This window comes from Candidatus Villigracilis sp. (assembly GCF_057083605.1).
On the sequence record NZ_JBXMTI010000126.1, the window covers coordinates 44,366 to 60,918 of the forward strand.

Here is a 16,553-nt window from a genome sequence, read left to right on the forward strand (position 1 = left end):
AAGAACGCTAAGAAAAAAAATTTAGAACTTCGCGACCTTTGCGCTCTTTGCGGTTAATAGATATTTAGGAGATGGCTATGCCCGAAACTACCGAACTTGCTGAAAAACTCAAAACCGAAGGTGAACGCTTTGTGCAATTCTTTTCCGAGTTGACCGATGACCAATGGACGCAGGAGGTGTATACCGAAGGCACAACCTGGAGCATCCGCAATGTGCTTGCGCATTTCGTCACATCCGAGCGCGGATTGGTAAAACTGTTCGAGCGCATCCGCACAACGGGCGAAGGTTCAGCCGAAGATTTTTCGATAGACCGTTACAACGCCGCACAGCAAGAAAAGACAAAAGAGCTGCCCTCTGCCGAGTTACTTGAACAATATAAACAAGTGCGTGCCAATTCCATCGCATGGGTTTCTGGCTTGAAAGACGAAGACTTGGAAATTAAGGGCCGCCATCCATTTTTAGGCGAGACTGTTATCAGAGAAATGATTAAAATGTTATACCTGCATAATCAAATGCATTATCGTGATATCAAGCGAGCGCTAAAGAATTAAGCACAAAGGACACGAAGTGCACAAAGAAAAATCTGAAAAGACGCCTTTCATTGAGCCAGTCAACAAACCTTCGTTACCTTTATGCCCTTCGTGTTTAAAAGGCATTCTATGAATCTTCCTCCATTCAAACTCGAACGTTACTTTGCCAAATACGAATTCAATACTGAATTCCTGCTCTGCTCCTCAGACTGTGAAGCCATGTCCATTGCGGATTTGCTTGCTTTTGAACCAGGTGCAGCAGAGAAATTCCAAAATACATGGCTTGGCTATACTGAATCGCAGGGCAGCCCCGCTTTACGAAAAGAGATTTTCAATCTGTACACCACGATTCAACCCGAAGATATTTTGGTTCATACAGGCGCAGGAGAAGCCATCTATCTTTTCATGTACGCCGCCTTCAAGGAAGGCGACCATGTCATCGTGCACTCGCCTGGTTACCAATCCCTTGCGGAGGTGGCACGTGCTGTCGGCTGTGACGTCAGCCCGTGGATGGCGCGAGAAGACAACGGCTGGGCGCTGGATTTGGATGAGCTAGGCCACCTCATGCGCTCGAACACCAAAGGAATTGTTATCAATACCCCACATAACCCAACTGGCTATCTAATGTCCCGTGCGGATTTCGATGCATTGAATAAATTTGCCCAGGAAAACAATTTGATCCTGTTCTCGGATGAGGTCTATCGCGAATCGGAATATGACTCTTTGCAAAAGCTCCCTGCCGCTTGTGATTATGGCAGCCACGCCGTTTCATTGGGTGTCACCTCTAAAACTTATGGCCTTGCTGGTCTGCGCATTGGCTGGGTCGCCACAAAGAATAAAAAGATTTATCAAAACATGGCCTCGCATAAGGATTACACAACCATTTGTAATTCCGCACCCAGCGAATTCCTGGCCGAAGTTGCCATGCGTCACCGCACGAAACTTGCGGAAAGAAATCTCGGAATCATCAAACATAATCTCACCATCATTGACGACCTTTTCACTCGCCACGCTTCACTCTTCTCTTGGAACCGCCCGCAAGCAGGTTCTATGGGATTCCCAAAATTGCTAAAGGGAAATGTTGACGAATTCTGTGATGACCTCGTGAAAAAAGCAGGCGTCCTTCTTCTGCCAGGCTCAGCCTATAATGACCCTTATAACCATTTTCGATTGGGGCTTGGTAGAAAGAACCTTCCACAAGCTGTGGAGAGGTTGGAAGAATATATTGGCAAATAACCTCAACGTTTAGGTATTCCTGATGCCTGTTGGAAGTATAGATTGGACACAGTTTTGTTTATATAAAAAAACATGGATGAATCTAAACCTCAAAGCACATTTTTAGAAAAACTCTATCAAAATAGAAAGGGTTGGTTTCGCCTGTGGTTAGTTCTAACAGGACTTCACTTGGTTGCTCTATTGTTAGGAATAGCAGTATTCCTTATAGTTTTTGGCATTCAAATCTCATTTAGAAGGATATTCATTTATTGGACTCCTGCTCGTAAATGGCTTGCGAAAACTTTCGATTTGGTTTTTCCTGACCCTGATACGTCAACAGTCCTCCCATCGTATACTTTGTTGGTCAATATATTTCACTCGCTTGTCACATTTCTTTTTATCGCCCTTGGGCTTTATGTGGTTAAGATGGGAGTTGATATATTGATTCGAGATGGCTTGCTTGGTCAAAACTTTATATACTTATTGTTTTTCCGATAAGCCAAAAACTGAGTCTCTTTATCTCTTGTTACAATTAAAAATCGTCAATCCAAAATCGGAAATCGTAAATTGCTAAAACTCTCCCGCCCTCTTAACCTCCTCCTCGCCTCATTGACCTACCTCCTTGGTGCGAGCATCCCTGCCTACCTCGGCATTTCACTTCAGGCTGTAACTTTTTGGCTTGGTCTTGTGGGCATTCTCATCGCACAATTGAGTATGGCCTTGCTGGGCGAAGTCTTCCGCCCGTACAACGAGCCGCTTGTGGAGGGTGAGACTCCGCAACAAAAAGAGACTCTCCGCAATAACATGCTTTATATCTCAATTGGGCTTTTTGCAACCTATGCATTAATCGTCTTTATTATTTATCTCAACCACACTTTAACACATCCTGCTTTTTTCTTTTTGCTTTCTTCTGTCTTAATCATCCTCGCTTATGCTGTGCCCCCTGTTCGGCTGATCAATCGCGGCTTCGGTGAATTGACTCTTGCCGCGCACATCGCTTATGTCGTTCCGTCCATCGCGTTTTTGCTTCAAGCTGGTGAAAATCATCTATTGCTGACTGTGTTGATCATTCCGCTCACTGCATTGGCCCTCGCTTATTTTTTGATCGTCAACTTCACAACATTCACCGCTGACGAAAAATATCAACGCGCAACTCTCCTCCGCCTGCTTACCTGGGAGCGCGCTGTCCCATTTCATCACAGCCTGATCTCATTTGCTTACGCAATGTTTTCCCTCGCGCCGTCGCTTGGTTTTTCATTCAACCTCATTTGGCCCGCCTTCCTCACCCTGCCCTTCGCGATTTTTCAGATCATCCAACTCCGCGCCATTGCCCTCGGCAACCCGCCCAATTGGCGGCTTCTCACATCCACAGCTCTTGCTGTCTTTGGATTGACCACCTACTTCTTGACTCTGACTTTCTGGCTTCGATGACATGCCTGAATTTTTGACTCTCCTTCCACCCGATGAAGCACGCGACAAATTACTCTCGCATCTTTCCCCGCTGATCGCATCCCCCTTGGGGACAATTGACTCTGAATCTATAGACGTTGTCCAATCCCTTGGCCGCTTCACCGCGTCTGGCGTATTCGCGCCGCACCCATTGCCTGATTTTCTCCGCACCACTGTGGACGGTTATGCTGTCCGCGCAAAAGATACGTACGGCGCAAGCGACTCATTACCTGCATATCTCAATCTCGTTGGCGAAGTGCCAATGGGTGACACTCCGTCTTTTGAATTGGGCCCAGGTCAATGTGCATTGATCCACACCGGCGGAATGCTCCCCAATGGCGCAGATGCAGTTGTGATGATCGAATACACACAGACCATTGCTTTTTCGGGGCTGAGCCCCGAAGAGAGCAGAGATGGAGAAATCGAAATCTTCAAATCCGTTGCCGATGGCGAGAACGTCATCCGCATTGGCGAGGATGTTGCGCAAAATCAACTGGTCATCCCCAAAGGGACACAGATCCGCCCCGCAGAAATTGGTGGACTGATGGCGCTGGGATTCACATCCATTGATGTAGCGAAGAAACCGCGTGTTGGCTTGATTTCCACGGGTGATGAAGTCATTGACCCAAGCCAAACGCCTCGCCCCGGCCAAGTCCGTGATATCAACTCATATACACTTGGTGCGCTCATTGAAAAAAGCGGAGGCATTGCAAAAAGGTATGGGATTTTTAGCGACCAGTTTCAGGTGCTGAAAGAAGCGGCAGCGAAGGCGCTATCTGAATGTGACGTGGTCATCATCACGGCAGGTTCATCCGCATCCACCAGAGATATGACCGCCGATGTCATCCGCACATTGGGCGAGCCGGGCGTATTAGTGCACGGCATTAACACAAGGCCAGGCAAGCCGACGATCTTGGGAGTGTGCAATGGCAAAGCTGTGATCGGTTTACCAGGCAACCCCGTCAGCGCACTGGTGAATGGATATTTATTCGTTGTGCCAGTCATCGAAAGATTATTGGGCGCATTGCCCAAGCCCAAAGCAACCGTGCAAGCAAAACTTACTGTGAATTTACCATCGCAAGCAGGCAGAGAAGATTGGTGGCCTGTGAAGCTAATCGTCAATCGTCAATCGTCAATCGTCAATTACGAGGCTGATCCCATCTTCGGCAAATCAAACCTCATCTTCACCCTCGCCGCAGCGGACGGACTCTTACGGATTCACCCTGATGCAACAGGATTGAGCGCAGGCGAGTTGGTGGAAGTGGTGTTGATCTAAATGACTCTGCAGCGAATTTTGTTGATCGAAGACGACCCCGCCATTGGACAAAGCCTGTTGGATGGATTTCGTACGCATGGCTTTGAACCGCATTTGTGCAATACGGGTGGGAGCGGTTTGGAATTTGCAAGAAAAAATTCTCCGCATTTGATCGTCCTGGATATCCGCTTACCTGATGGGTCAGGGTTTGATTTTTGCCGTCAGATGCGGCAAGCTGGAATCAAGCAACCCATCATCATGCTCACCGCCCAACACGATGAAATGGATAAAGTCCTTGGCCTTGAAATGGGCGCGGATGATTACGTCACCAAGCCGTTTAGTCTGCGGGAATTGGTTTCGCGTGCGCGCGCTCATTTGCGTCGCGCCTATGGTGATTATGCTTCAAATGATCCTGCATCAGTGGCGGTGGCTGACCTTGTGCTGGACCAAACTACAGGTCAGGTAAGACGCGGCGATTTCGTCATCGCGTTGACGCCCATCGAATTCCGTTTGCTGAGTCATATGGCGAGGCATCGCGGACAGGCATTGTCGCGCGCGCAGATTGTGGAAGCGGTCTGGGGCTATGCTCCTGATTTGGAAAGTGAAAAGTCTGTCAACGTCCACATCCGCCGCCTGCGCGAAAAAATAGAATTAAAACCCGAAGAACCCGCCATCATTTTGACTGTCCCCGGTATTGGCTATCGTTTAGTCGGCTAGAACTTCCTCCCCCAAATCGTGCCTTTCGATTTGGGGGATGTGCCCGAAGGGCGGAGGGGGTCAGATTACGAAACCTTAATCACATCACAATCTAATTGAAACCACGAGGAAATAAACTTACAGACAGGACAAACCCTTGTCTGTATTTTTTTATTCTGTCATGCTGAACGAAGTGTAGCTCTCTAACATCGGAGAACACTTCATCAGGGTGACACAAAACGGAGCTTCTTTGTGGATAAACGCATCGTGATTGTTTTTGTGCTGGTCGGGATTTTGGTCATTTCCGCGGCTGGTTATTTTGGTTTTTCGACCACCCAGGAGCCTGAGCCAACCCCTACTCCTCAGACTGTGACCGTAGACCGCTGTGATGTGGATCAAACTGTCACCGCGCCAGGCAACCTGGTCAACGTGGGCTTGGAAAATATAAACATGCCAACGACAGGAAAGCTGTCGGAGGTGTATGTCCGCACCGGGGATGTGGTCAGGAAAGGGCAGGTGCTTGCAGATTTGGACGCAGTGGCAAAATCTGAGGCGCAGTTGGCCGTGATCGAAGCCCAGGAGGAATTCGATGCCGCGCAAACGAAGCGCGCTTCAATGGATTATCCGCGTGCTTCGGATTCATTTATAAAAGAATATAAGGCGAAGATCAAATTGCAAAAGAACCTGGTGGGCCAGCTTGCCTCGATGTATGAGAATGCAATTGGGCCCGAGTCCAAGGCCAGCGCGCTGACACAGCTTTCAAATGCTCAGACAGAATTGAGTGCCATGGAAAATAATTTGAAATGGTATCTGGGGCATCCCAGCGAGGCCGACCTGGCTACCGCGGATTCGGAACTTTCGCTTGCCAAAGCAAAGTACGAGGCGGCAAAGGTGGTACTTGAAAGCCTTTCGATTATTTCGCCTTTTAATGGTGTCGTTTTGGAATCCACAGCGCAAACTGGCGTGACCATTAATGCAGAAACAACTTTATTTAAAGTGGGCGACCCAAAGGATTTGGAAGTGCAGGCCAATATCACCGAAGAGGATTTTCCAATCGTTTCGGTGGGGCAGGAAGTGGAAATATTCTTCGATGCCCGTCCTGAACTCACAATTCAAGGCAGGCTGTCCCGTATCATTCCACAACGAATCGCAGGCGAGAGCAGTCCGCTTTACGACATTTACATTACGCTGGATGAGGTCCCGGATGGATTGGCAGATGGGATGACCGCAGATACTGCCATCACGATTGCGAAGAGCGAGGGTGTGTTGTGCCTGCCACGTGCAGTTGTACGTGCCTCTGGCGGCGATACGACCATCGTCAAAGTTTGGGATGGTGTGCAGGAGGCGGAAAGAGAGATCACAGTCGGTTTGCGCGGCGATACGTATGTGGAGATCGTTTCGGGTCTTGAGGAGGGCGAGCAGGTGGTGACAAGATGAACGACTGTTTCCTCCAAGCTCTAGCCGCAGTCCCCGGCGGCGCTGTTTGCAAGGTAAGTCTTGCGCCGAGGACGGCGCAAGGAGCAGTTCTGCAGGTGGTCACGCGATGAACGAGCCTGTTATCCGTACCGAAAAGATCACACGCAGATATTTGATGGGTGAAGCTGTTGTCACGGCTTTGCGTGACGCAGACTTAACTGTGCATGGTGGTGAATTCATCGCGTTGATGGGCGCTTCTGGAAGTGGGAAGTCAACCTTGTTGAATCTGCTCGGTTTGTTGGACCGTGCATCAGCGGGTGAATATTTTCTCGAAGGTATACCTGTCTCTTCCTTGAGCCGCGATGAACTGGCTGATTTACGCGGCAGAAGGATCGGGTTCATTTTTCAAAATTTCAATCTGCTTGCGCGGCTGTCTGCATGGGAAAACGTTGCCCTGCCGCTGGCTTATCGCCAGGGTCAGTTTGGGCAGCAGGATCAACTGTCCCGTGCGCGAGAGGCGTTGTCTCGTGTCCAGTTGGAACATCGAGTCGAACATAATCCCATGGAGTTGTCGGGTGGTGAACGTCAGCGTGTGGCGATTGCGCGGGCGTTGGTCACGCAGCCTGCTGTCATCCTGGCCGATGAGCCGACGGGAAATCTTGATAGCAATACGGGCATCGAGATCATGCGTTTGCTAAAAGAGTTGAATGAAGAGGGCCGCACCATCATCGTGGTGACGCATGATATGAATGTTGCGCGCAATGCCAACCGCATCTATCAGATGCGTGACGGTGTGCTGAAAGAAAGTGAGTTTGACTATGTCGCTCACTGATCTTTTGCGAACTGCACTGAGAAGTGTTTCGGCAAACAAACTTCGTGCAGCGCTCACGATGCTCGGAGTTGTGATCGGTGTCGCCTCGGTGATCGCGATGCTTGCGCTCGGCAACGGCGCACGTGCTGCGGTGGAGGCTACCTTTCAAGATCTCGGTGCAAATCAAATTCAGATTGGTCAACGTTTTGAAATGCAGGATCGTGAGTTTGTGGCGAGCGGGAAAAAGCTGACATATCAGGAGGGCCTCGAAATGTTGGATACAGTCCCGCTGGTGGAGCGCGTGGAAATGTCGGTGAGTAAAACGCTCAAAGCGCGCTTTGGACGTGCATCCATTGAAATCGGCGCGATAGGAACAACCGTGGATGCGCTTGAGGGATTCGTTGCCAGCGGTAACGTTCAACCTGTGGGATGGACAGCCGACGCCGCCTTCACCGCCGCCGACCTGATCGGCGAGGGACGCTTTTTCTCCACTGACGAAGTGTACGCTGCCGCGCCCGTCTGTGTGCTGGGATATCAAACCGCGCTTGATCTATTCTCCGGTGATAACCCCATCGGCGAAACGATTTGGATCGAGCGCACGCGTTGCACTGTCATCGGTGTGGCTGTGGAATTAGAAAGCACTGATGTGCAGGAGCGTTATCGATCCAACCCGAACGAGTTCCTGGCCATGCCGATCAGCACGATGATCCAGGAACTATATGATGAAGAACCTTCCGTGTACATGACGGCGCACGTCACGGATGCGAATCGCATCGAGGAAGCCAAGAAGCAGATCACTGAATATCTGCGCGAAAAACACCAGATCGAACAGGATGCCGAAGGGAATTATCTCGACGATTTCGATATGACCACGCGCGATGACATTCTCGGTCAACAGCAGGAAGCCGCGCAGACTTTTTCCATCCTGCTGGCGGCGATGGCAACTGTCTCGCTGCTCGTCGGCGGAATCGGGATCATGAATGTCATGCTGGTCAGCGTCACCGAGCGGACGCGAGAGATCGGTGTGCGTCTGGCGATTGGTGCGAAACAAAGAGACATCGTGAGTCAGTTCCTGCTCGAATCCATCCTGATCAGCGCCAGCGGCGGGCTGGCGGGAATCGTATTGGGCATCCTCGCCATTCCGCTTGCGGCGGCGCTCAACCAAGGCGTGGCATTGTTATACCCAGGCAGTATCCCGCTGGCATTCGTCGTCGCGCTGTTGATCGGAGTCGTGTTTGGGTTATATCCCGCCTTGCGCGCCTCGCGGCTCGATCCGATTGATGCGTTGCGGTATGAATAATACTCGGTGGTTGAGTAGCCCCGAATGTTCTTGGAGGGGCGTATCGAAACCACCATGTAACCTGAAAACAAAAAGTTGGTATCGAACTCGTTGGTTTCGATACGGCGGACAAACACCGCCTACTCAACCAACAGAACATTTATGAAATCAAAGGAGTAAATCATGCAAAACAAAAAAGTTTATTTCATCATGGCTGCTGTATTGATCGTCGTAGCCGTTGCGGCCTTCGTTGGCGGTCAACTGCTCAACGGCGGAGTCGGCCCATTAGGTTTATTCCCAATGATGGGAGGTGGTCCCGGGACGGTCTCAATAAAAATCGACATGACTCCCGCCCCCGAACTGCCGAAAACCGAACCTGAAACAAGGGGTACGTTCGTCGAACGCAAAGACAATACCATCGTCATCCAGGAGTTTTCAATGGAAATGGGCCAGGGCGGCGGCGGTGTTGTTGTGCAAGCAGGGCCCGGCGACGAGAGCGGTCCTGTCACCAGCGGCGGCCCCGGAGACAGTAATGGCCCCAAAGTGGAAGTTGTTATCACTAGCAAAACCATTATCTATCGCGATGCCACTGAGATGCCGCCTCCATCTGAGGCGAGTGAATCCATGGTCGTACAACAGGTGGTGGAGGAAGGTGCACTTGATGATCTAACAAGCAACAGCATGGTCATGGTCTGGGGGCGCAAAAACGGTGATCGGATCATTGCGGATATGATCATGTACAGTCAGCCAGTCATGTTCAAGAGGGAGGCTCCTTAGATCGTAAATTACAGAGACTTCGGAAGTCTGGTAGACTTCCGAAGTCTGAAAGGTGAAACCATGAATCGAAATTCCATTCGCTGGAGGCTGCCTGCAAGTTACGCGGTGATCGCCCTGCTCGCGGCGTTGTCACTTGGTTCGGTGATGCTGCTTGTCTTACGCAGCTATTACACGCGCCAGGAACGCGAGTATCTGTTTGGAAATGCCATTACGTTAAAACCAGTCCTTGAGCAGGTGATGCAATCTGATTTGCCCCCGGACTTCCTTCAAGATCAAATCAATGGGCTTGCCTTTCTCTCCCAAACTCAAATTCAATTGCTTGATTCAAACAGGAACGTGATCGCAGATTCTGGTGCGCCTGATTCAAAGCAAGTCATTGCTGTTTCACGAATGCCAGTGTCTGGCAATGTAATGTTTAGTGTGCCGGCCAATCCTTCGTCAGGTCAGCCGCCAGCTTTGATATATCACGATGAAGGGGATGTTTTTCCACCACTCATTCCGTTTGAAAAAGAAGTGCCAGCAGGTCAAACCGCAGAGATCATCGTATCCGTAAATGCATCGCCATATGGTTATGGATTTACTTCGAGATCAGACTTCGACCCGACACACAGGTCATCGCAAGCTGTAAGTGTCCCGCTTATCTCGGAGGATGGAAGCCTGTTAGGCGTACTTGAATTCTCCAATGGCCCTAGTTATGGCACAGATGTGATCGAATCTGTAATGCTGGCATGGTTGGTTGCCAGTTTGTTCGCGATGGCCCTTGCCGCACTGACAGGTTGGTTCATGAGCCAGCGCGTAACACACCCCGTGCTTGCGCTTGAACGCGCAACGCAGCAAATGGAACAGGGTGATCTTTCTGTGCGCGTTGATCTGCAAAATGAAAAACAGCAGGAGTTTGTGTCGCTTGCGAATTCCTTCAACGGAATGGCTGAACAGGTGGAGCAGACCGTCTCCACGTTACGCGCCTTTGTTGCGGATGCGGCCCACGAATTGCATACTCCCATCACGGCATTGCAGACCAATCTGGAATTGGCACAGGATGAGAAGCAAAACGCATCAGACCTGACCCTCTATCTGTCGCGTGCCCAGGAACAGGGTCAGCGGCTGGAAGCGCTTGTGAAAAACCTGCTCGATCTATCGCGCATCGAATCAGCAGATTTGAAATCCAATTTTGAACCTGTAGATATATCCAGCATCCTGCGTGAAGTATCAGAACAATTCGCCTCGCGCGCCGAACAATCCAATCGCAGCTTTCGTTTGGAAATGACGGATGAAAACCTTGAGGCCTTCGGAAATGAAATGCAATTGCGCCAGGTGTTTGTGAATTTATTAGAGAATGCCATCAAATTCACACAGCCCGATGATTCGATTTTTGTATCTGCGGAATTATCTGAAGAAAAAATCGAAATCAAAATTTCGGATACTGGCATCGGCATTCCTGCGGACGATCTGCCAAATATGTTCAGGCGTTTTCATCGCGGCCGAAATGTTTCGGAGTTTGCAGGCAACGGGCTTGGCCTCGCGATTGTCAAAGCGATTGTGGAAGGGCATGGGGGTGAGGTGCATGTTTCGAGCACGGGTGCTTATGAGGGGAGTGAATTTACTGTGAGCCTGCCCGCTCGTTTACAAAGTGCCCATGATGGGTATAATGCTGTGCATGGAATGGACAAAAGATAAATTTACTATTTCCGATGACGCCTCGCGCCTTGATGTAAATGTGATCTGTGATTTTCTTTCGCGCGCGTACTGGGCAGACAAACGTCCGCGCCATGTGATCGAGAAATCAATTCGGCATTCATTGAATTTCGGAGTCTACGATGGGGAAAGACAAGTGGGGTTTGCTCGCATAGTGACAGACTTTTCTATTTTTGCATATCTTTGTGATGTCTTCATTCACGAGGAGTATCGCGGACAATCCCTTGGCAAATGGATGATGGAATGTGTGATGTCTCACCCTGAATTGCGGGGATTAAAGCGTTGGTGCTTGCTCACTCGCGATGCTCACAGCCTTTACAAACAATTCGGTTTCACCGAACTCTCCGACCCTCCTCGCTGGATGGAAAAATTTGATGCCTCGCAATAACCAATCACTCATGACCTTTCTATCTGCACTTAACCAACCTCATCACCTCATCCTCGATGGCGCCACAGGCACCGAACTCAATCGTCGTGGTGTGGATACTGGTCTGCCGCTCTGGTCTGCCAACGCCTTGATGAATGATCACGATGCAAATATCCTTCAGCAAATCCATGAAGATTATCTGCGTGCTGGCGCAGACATTATTACGACGAATACATTCCGCACTCATCGCCGTGCGCTGGCTCCCAGCGGAAATGCAGATTGTGCCCTTGAATTCACTCGCCGTGCCGTGGATATTGCGCGCGCCGCAATTGCTAAGGTTCCTTCCGATAAGGTGCGCTTCGTAGCTGGCTCAATCTCCACACTCGAAGATTGCTATCGCCCCGATCTCGTCCCTCCTGACGATGAACTCCGCGCTGAGCATTCCGAACGCGTTCACCACCTTATCGAATGCGGCGTGGATTTGATCCTCATCGAAACCATCAACACAATTCGTGAAGCTTTCATCATGGCGAAGCTTGCTACAATTACAGGCACACCCGTGGTTGTTAGTTTCGTTTGTGACCGCGAGGGAAAATTGCTTTCGGGTGAAACACTCACTGAAGCCGCAAATCAATTACTCCCGCTTGGCATTTCAGCCATCGGAGTGAACTGCGGGCCAACGCCCAATCTTGCCAAGTCGCTCGCTGAATTGCAAGCCGCCTGCGGCAAAGACTTTCCATTGATCGCTTATGGCAACATCGGCTATGCAGATGAGAAAGTTGGTTGGGTCAATACCGATTCTGAAAACCCCAAAGCCTATTGCGAACATGCCTCGCATTGGCCTGCTAAGATAATTGGGGGATGCTGCGGCACTACTCCCGATCATATTGCTCTGCTAAAATCCGTCATCAAGTAATTGCTCCAAGTTGCTGCCTTGCGGAATTTTCGTAAGTTTTAACGCAAAGACGCAGAGTCGCAAAAAAACAATAGAATCTTTGCGCCCTGGCGACTTTGCGTTAAGAATCTTGATTAAAAGCAGCTCAAGAAGCAAAGATATCGTCGTCATTCACACTCCATATTTATAGTAGGTATCATGATTCTCGAACTCTTCAACAAACCTGTTGGCTTCTTTCTGCTCGCGATGGCGATCATCCTCATCACACCGCTATTATCCGAGCGGCTGCGATTGCCAGGCATTATCGGCATCATTATCGGCGGCATGTTGATCGGCCCGCATGGGTTCGGACTCATGGCAGAGGGTGACCGCATTGAATTCCTCGCCACCATCGGCCTGGTCTATCTCATGTTCAGCGCAGGCCTCGAGGTGGATATTAACCAATTCATGCGCGTCCGCACTCGCGCGCTTGTTTTTGGTCTCATTACATTTATTTGTCCGCAGCTCATGGGCATGGGGCTTGGCTACATCCTCGGCCTCGATATACTTGGCATGATCCTGCTTGGCTCCGCCTTTGCATCTCATACACTCATTGCATTCCCCATTCTTACGAAATTTGGCGTCACACGTAACGAAGCCATAGCGGTCACCATTGGCGCCACTGTGCTAACTGACATCGGTGCATTCATTGTGCTCGCGGTTGTGCTTGGAGCAAAATCAGGCGGCGGTTTTACAATAAGTTATTTTGTGCAGTTGCTCGTCATGTTAACGATTTTCACGGCTGTCATTATCTTTGGCCTGCCCCGTCTTGGGAAAATAATTTTTCAAAAACTCACAGGCCGCGCAGTTGAATTTCAATTCGTCATCGTCGCACTTTTTATTGCAGCATTCGTCGCTGAGTTGATCGGTGTGCACGAAGTGGTTGGCGCCTTCCTCGCAGGTCTTGCGGTTAACTCCATGCTTCCACGTCACAGCCCCGTTACGGGTCATGTGCTTTTCGTCGGCGAATCATTTTTTATTCCAGTATTTCTTTTATACAGCGGCCTCATCACCGACCCACTTACATTCCTCGAAAGCCCGCAAACCATTGTTGTTGCCATCGGCGTCACCATTGTCGCGTATGTTTCCAAACTCATTGCTGCCTGGATCACCGCAAAAATTTACAAATACACCAAGTCCGAATTCTGGACGGTCTATGGCCTCTCACACGCACAGGCCGCAGTGACCATCCCAACCCTGGTGATCGGTTTGGAAACTGGACTTTTCGACTCTACCCTTTTCAACGCCGCCATCTTGATGATTCTCCTCACCTCGATCACCTCCCCCTTAATCGTCCAGCGCTTCGCTCCCAATCTGCAAACTGCCTCAACAGACGATAAGCCTTTACCTATCTTTGGCAGAGTCCTCGTGCCCGTCTCGGAGCCCAAACAATCTGAAGGGCTGATCACGCTTGCCAGCCTGCTTGCCCGTGCCTCCCGTGGAAAAGTTCTCGCAGTCAGCGTTGCCCGTGACATGGGGCCTGATAAAGAAAGCAGCTTTCACCTTCACCGGGATTTATTGGGACGCATCACCGAGTCCTTGAACGACCCTGAAGCAGAGATAGAACTAATCCCGCGTATGGCCGCCTCACATGCACAAGGGATTCTTCATACCGCACATGAAAAGAATGCAACCCTTATCATCATGGGCTGGCGCGGCAAGCGGACTCTCCGCGAAAACGTACTTGGCTCTGTTTTAGACGAAGTCGTTTGGGGCTCAGATACACCTGTGATGATCGGCAAACTTGGCCTGCCATTGAACAGTATGCAGCGCGTTGTATTCATTGTCCCCGCGAAAGCGATCCCACTGATTGTTTTGCGCCGTATGCTTGAGGCGGGCTTATTGTTAACCAAAGCCCTGGGTGTTCCGCTCGTGATTCGCGCAGATAAAAGTTATCTCCAACCCTTGGAAGCTCTGCTTGCTGTAATGAACTCAGAACATCCCATCATCATAGAGTCTCTTACCGACCAACTCAAACCTGCCATGCTGGAACGCGAAAGTATCAGCAGCTTTATTCTTGTGCCCGGGTTCGGTTCTCGCAAGCGTGTGGCAGATACACTGGGAAGTCTTCCCGAACAACTCGCCGCATCCTTTGATGGGAATCTGGTGATCTTGCATTTTGATAAATAATCCAAGTTGCTACCATACTCCCGTCGTGTCATGCTGAGGGGCGTACTTCCCTGCACCGAACGCAGGACGGTGTGCCTCGAAGCATCTCTGAGTTTGTGACTAGGGACCCTTCAGTCGCGAAAGGCGCTCCTTCAGGGAGACACCCGTAATTTCTTAATACAAGGTGGCAACTCGGGTTGCATTTTAATATGTTTCATAAGTTCATAAGTATGCCAAAGGTGTATACTTAACTTGATGCTAGGTCACCTAAAAGATTTTCTGATTGGCCCTCCCCTCCCAACACGTGAGCTTCACGGAAAAAAACTAAATAAAATCCGCGCATTGGCCGCATTCTCGCCAGATGCTCTTTCCTCCATTGCATATGCCAATCAGGAGATATATCTTGGATTGGTTATCGCTGGGAGTGCGGGCTTGGGAATCGCCTGGCCGATTGGACTGGTAATCACTGGCCTATTGGTGATCGTCGCCATATCTTATTACCAAACTATTCATGCCTATCCTTCCGGGGGAGGCTCATATGTGGTGGCACGTGATAACCTGGGAACGCATGTTGGCCTGCTAGCCGCTTCTGCATTACTAATTGATTATCTGCTAACCGCCGCAGTTAGCCTGACAGCCGGGGTGGAGGCTATTGCATCGGCTTTTCCGTCACTCTGGCAATATCGTGTGTGGATCGCACTGATCTTGCTGGCATTTATTATGCTTGCCAACTTGCGAGGCTTACGCGAGACGGGGTCATTGATGTCCATCCCTGTTTACCTGTTTCTGTTTACTTACATTCCCATGCTTGCATATGGAGTGTTCGTGTTGATGAGGGATGGCCCAGTCTCTTTGGGTGGGGTTGCCCCTCAAGCAACTCACCCAATAACCCTATTTTTAATTCTTCATACTTTTGCAACCGGTTGTACTGCTCTCACCGGCATCGAAGCGATTAGCAATGGAGTGCCTTCCTTTGAACGCCCGGAGTCAAGCAATGCCGGCAAGACGTTACTTGTGATGGCAGCCCTGATGGCGGCCTTATTTCTGGGCAGTATCGGCCTGACCCAATATCTGGGAATTGTGAGTGGCCCTCAGGAAACTATTCTTTCAGCGCTTGCACGCAGGTTGTTTGGGAATGGCGCCGGTTATTTCTTCATCCAGATCAGTACCATGTTGATCCTAGCTGTTGCGGCCAACACAAGTTTTGCTGGCTTCCCGCGCCTCGGCGCCATTCTTGCCAGGGACGAATTCCTTCCGCGCCAATTGACGGGTTTGGGTGACCGCCTTGTTTTTGCAAATGGCATTATTCTGTTATCCGTTGCAACAGCTGTTTTGATTATCATCTTTGGCGGTGATAGTCATTCACTGATTCCGCTGTTTGCAGTGGGAGTGTTTCTGGCTTTTAGCCTTTCACAAGCTGGTATGGTCGTTCACTGGTGGCGCGAACGGGGAAGGGGATGGATATTCAAATTTATAGCCAATGCACTTGGCGCCCTCGCCACAACGGTGACGTTGATTGTGGTCGGTTATAGCAAATTTCTTGAGGGCGCCTGGGTAACCATCCTGTTGATCATCGTAATTATGTCGATATTTTATAGCATCCGCTCTCATTACCTGGAAGTTGGGCGTGAACTTTCCCTGCATGGTTTGCCTCCATCTCTGAAGCCGATTTCTGCTTCGCGTGTGATCATTCCGATCTCGGGCGTGCATCGCGGCGTTGTTGAAGCAGTGGATTTTGCCCGTTCCATTACAAATGACATTACAGCCGTATATGTGGAATTGGAAGAAGAAGACACCCAGGAGGTAAAAGAAAAATGGTCTCGTTTATGGCCTGATATTTCACTCATGGTGGTGCCTTCACCCTATCGTTCTTTGATTCAACCCTTGTTGGATTATCTTGATGAAGTGGACACACAAAAAAATGACGGACAATTAGCCTGTGTAGTTCTGCCCGAATTTGTTCCAGCCAAATGGTGGCAGGCTTTCCTGCATAACCAAACCGCCTGGTTATTGAAAGCAG

Annotated in this window: 15 protein-coding genes; all 15 read left to right on the top strand. The window is 49.9% G+C overall.

Annotated elements, in window-relative coordinates; all coding sequences use genetic code 11:
* The first annotated feature begins 77 nt into the window (after positions 1–77).
* Positions 78–551 carry a DinB family protein gene (locus tag AC14M5_RS19170; protein WP_484031316.1) on the top strand — a complete coding sequence of 158 codons (474 nt, stop codon included), beginning with the start codon at positions 78–80 and terminating at the stop codon, positions 549–551.
* Positions 552–659: 108 nt separating this feature from the next.
* Positions 660–1,766 (top strand): aminotransferase class I/II-fold pyridoxal phosphate-dependent enzyme, encoded by a 1,107-nt coding sequence (locus AC14M5_RS19175; protein ID WP_484031317.1) that lies wholly within the window; start codon positions 660–662, stop codon positions 1,764–1,766.
* Positions 1,767–1,838: 72 nt separating this feature from the next.
* Complete coding sequence (locus AC14M5_RS19180; protein ID WP_484031318.1) at positions 1,839–2,243, top strand: hypothetical protein; 405 nt, start codon at positions 1,839–1,841, stop codon at positions 2,241–2,243.
* Positions 2,244–2,312: 69 nt separating this feature from the next.
* On the top strand, positions 2,313–3,176 hold the full coding sequence (locus tag AC14M5_RS19185) for a UbiA prenyltransferase family protein (protein WP_484031319.1): 864 nt from the start codon (positions 2,313–2,315) through the stop codon (positions 3,174–3,176).
* A 1-nt stretch (position 3,177) separates the two neighbouring features.
* Positions 3,178–4,470, top strand: a complete 1,293-nt coding sequence (locus AC14M5_RS19190) for a molybdopterin-binding protein (RefSeq protein WP_484031320.1) — start codon at positions 3,178–3,180, stop codon at positions 4,468–4,470.
* Positions 4,471–5,166: a response regulator transcription factor gene (locus tag AC14M5_RS19195; RefSeq protein ID WP_484031321.1), complete on the top strand. Its 696-nt coding sequence runs from the start codon at positions 4,471–4,473 to the stop codon at positions 5,164–5,166.
* Positions 5,167–5,397: 231 nt separating this feature from the next.
* A complete protein-coding gene (locus AC14M5_RS19200; RefSeq protein WP_484031322.1) occupies positions 5,398–6,582 on the top strand; it encodes an efflux RND transporter periplasmic adaptor subunit in 1,185 nt (394 codons plus the stop codon).
* A 106-nt stretch (positions 6,583–6,688) separates the two neighbouring features.
* Entirely contained in the window at positions 6,689–7,393 is a 705-nt protein-coding gene (locus AC14M5_RS19205) for an ABC transporter ATP-binding protein (protein ID WP_484031323.1), read from the top strand.
* The gene (locus AC14M5_RS19210; RefSeq protein WP_484031324.1) at positions 7,380–8,672 is read left to right on the top strand and encodes an ABC transporter permease; all 1,293 of its coding nucleotides are present in this window, start codon (positions 7,380–7,382) and stop codon (positions 8,670–8,672) included. The genes AC14M5_RS19205 and AC14M5_RS19210 overlap by 14 nt, the downstream gene beginning before the upstream one ends.
* A gap of 162 nt (positions 8,673–8,834) precedes the next feature.
* Positions 8,835–9,428 carry a hypothetical protein gene (locus tag AC14M5_RS19215; RefSeq protein WP_484031325.1) on the top strand — a complete coding sequence of 198 codons (594 nt, stop codon included), beginning with the start codon at positions 8,835–8,837 and terminating at the stop codon, positions 9,426–9,428.
* A 60-nt stretch (positions 9,429–9,488) separates the two neighbouring features.
* On the top strand, positions 9,489–11,105 hold the full coding sequence (locus AC14M5_RS19220) for a sensor histidine kinase (protein ID WP_484031326.1): 1,617 nt from the start codon (positions 9,489–9,491) through the stop codon (positions 11,103–11,105).
* Positions 11,086–11,511, top strand: coding sequence for a GNAT family N-acetyltransferase (locus AC14M5_RS19225; RefSeq protein WP_484031327.1), 426 nt, complete (start codon positions 11,086–11,088; stop codon positions 11,509–11,511). Before AC14M5_RS19220 ends, AC14M5_RS19225 begins: the two co-directional genes overlap by 20 nt.
* Entirely contained in the window at positions 11,498–12,406 is a 909-nt protein-coding gene (locus tag AC14M5_RS19230; RefSeq protein WP_484031328.1) for a homocysteine S-methyltransferase family protein, read from the top strand. Before AC14M5_RS19225 ends, AC14M5_RS19230 begins: the two co-directional genes overlap by 14 nt.
* Positions 12,407–12,583: 177 nt before the next feature.
* On the top strand, positions 12,584–14,554 hold the full coding sequence (locus tag AC14M5_RS19235; protein ID WP_484031329.1) for a cation:proton antiporter domain-containing protein: 1,971 nt from the start codon (positions 12,584–12,586) through the stop codon (positions 14,552–14,554).
* Between the two features lie 234 nt (positions 14,555–14,788).
* Positions 14,789–16,553, top strand: a 1,765-nt coding sequence (locus AC14M5_RS19240; protein WP_484031330.1) for an APC family permease, incomplete at its 3' end; no start/stop codon positions are given.

Bases quoted from the DNA above. Each gene is read 5' to 3' on its own strand.
- AC14M5_RS19170 (WP_484031316.1), top strand. From the start codon at position 78: ATGCCCGAAACTACCGAACTTGCTGAAAAACTCAAAACCGAAGGTGAA.
- AC14M5_RS19175 (WP_484031317.1), top strand. From the start codon at position 660: ATGAATCTTCCTCCATTCAAACTCGAACGTTACTTTGCCAAATACGAA.
- AC14M5_RS19180 (WP_484031318.1), top strand. From the start codon at position 1,839: ATGGATGAATCTAAACCTCAAAGCACATTTTTAGAAAAACTCTATCAA.
- AC14M5_RS19190 (WP_484031320.1), top strand. From the start codon at position 3,178: ATGCCTGAATTTTTGACTCTCCTTCCACCCGATGAAGCACGCGACAAA.
- AC14M5_RS19195 (WP_484031321.1), top strand. From the start codon at position 4,471: ATGACTCTGCAGCGAATTTTGTTGATCGAAGACGACCCCGCCATTGGA.
- AC14M5_RS19205 (WP_484031323.1), top strand. From the start codon at position 6,689: ATGAACGAGCCTGTTATCCGTACCGAAAAGATCACACGCAGATATTTG.
- AC14M5_RS19210 (WP_484031324.1), top strand. From the start codon at position 7,380: ATGTCGCTCACTGATCTTTTGCGAACTGCACTGAGAAGTGTTTCGGCA.
- AC14M5_RS19215 (WP_484031325.1), top strand. From the start codon at position 8,835: ATGCAAAACAAAAAAGTTTATTTCATCATGGCTGCTGTATTGATCGTC.
- AC14M5_RS19220 (WP_484031326.1), top strand. From the start codon at position 9,489: ATGAATCGAAATTCCATTCGCTGGAGGCTGCCTGCAAGTTACGCGGTG.
- AC14M5_RS19225 (WP_484031327.1), top strand. From the start codon at position 11,086: ATGGAATGGACAAAAGATAAATTTACTATTTCCGATGACGCCTCGCGC.
- AC14M5_RS19230 (WP_484031328.1), top strand. From the start codon at position 11,498: ATGCCTCGCAATAACCAATCACTCATGACCTTTCTATCTGCACTTAAC.
- AC14M5_RS19235 (WP_484031329.1), top strand. From the start codon at position 12,584: ATGATTCTCGAACTCTTCAACAAACCTGTTGGCTTCTTTCTGCTCGCG.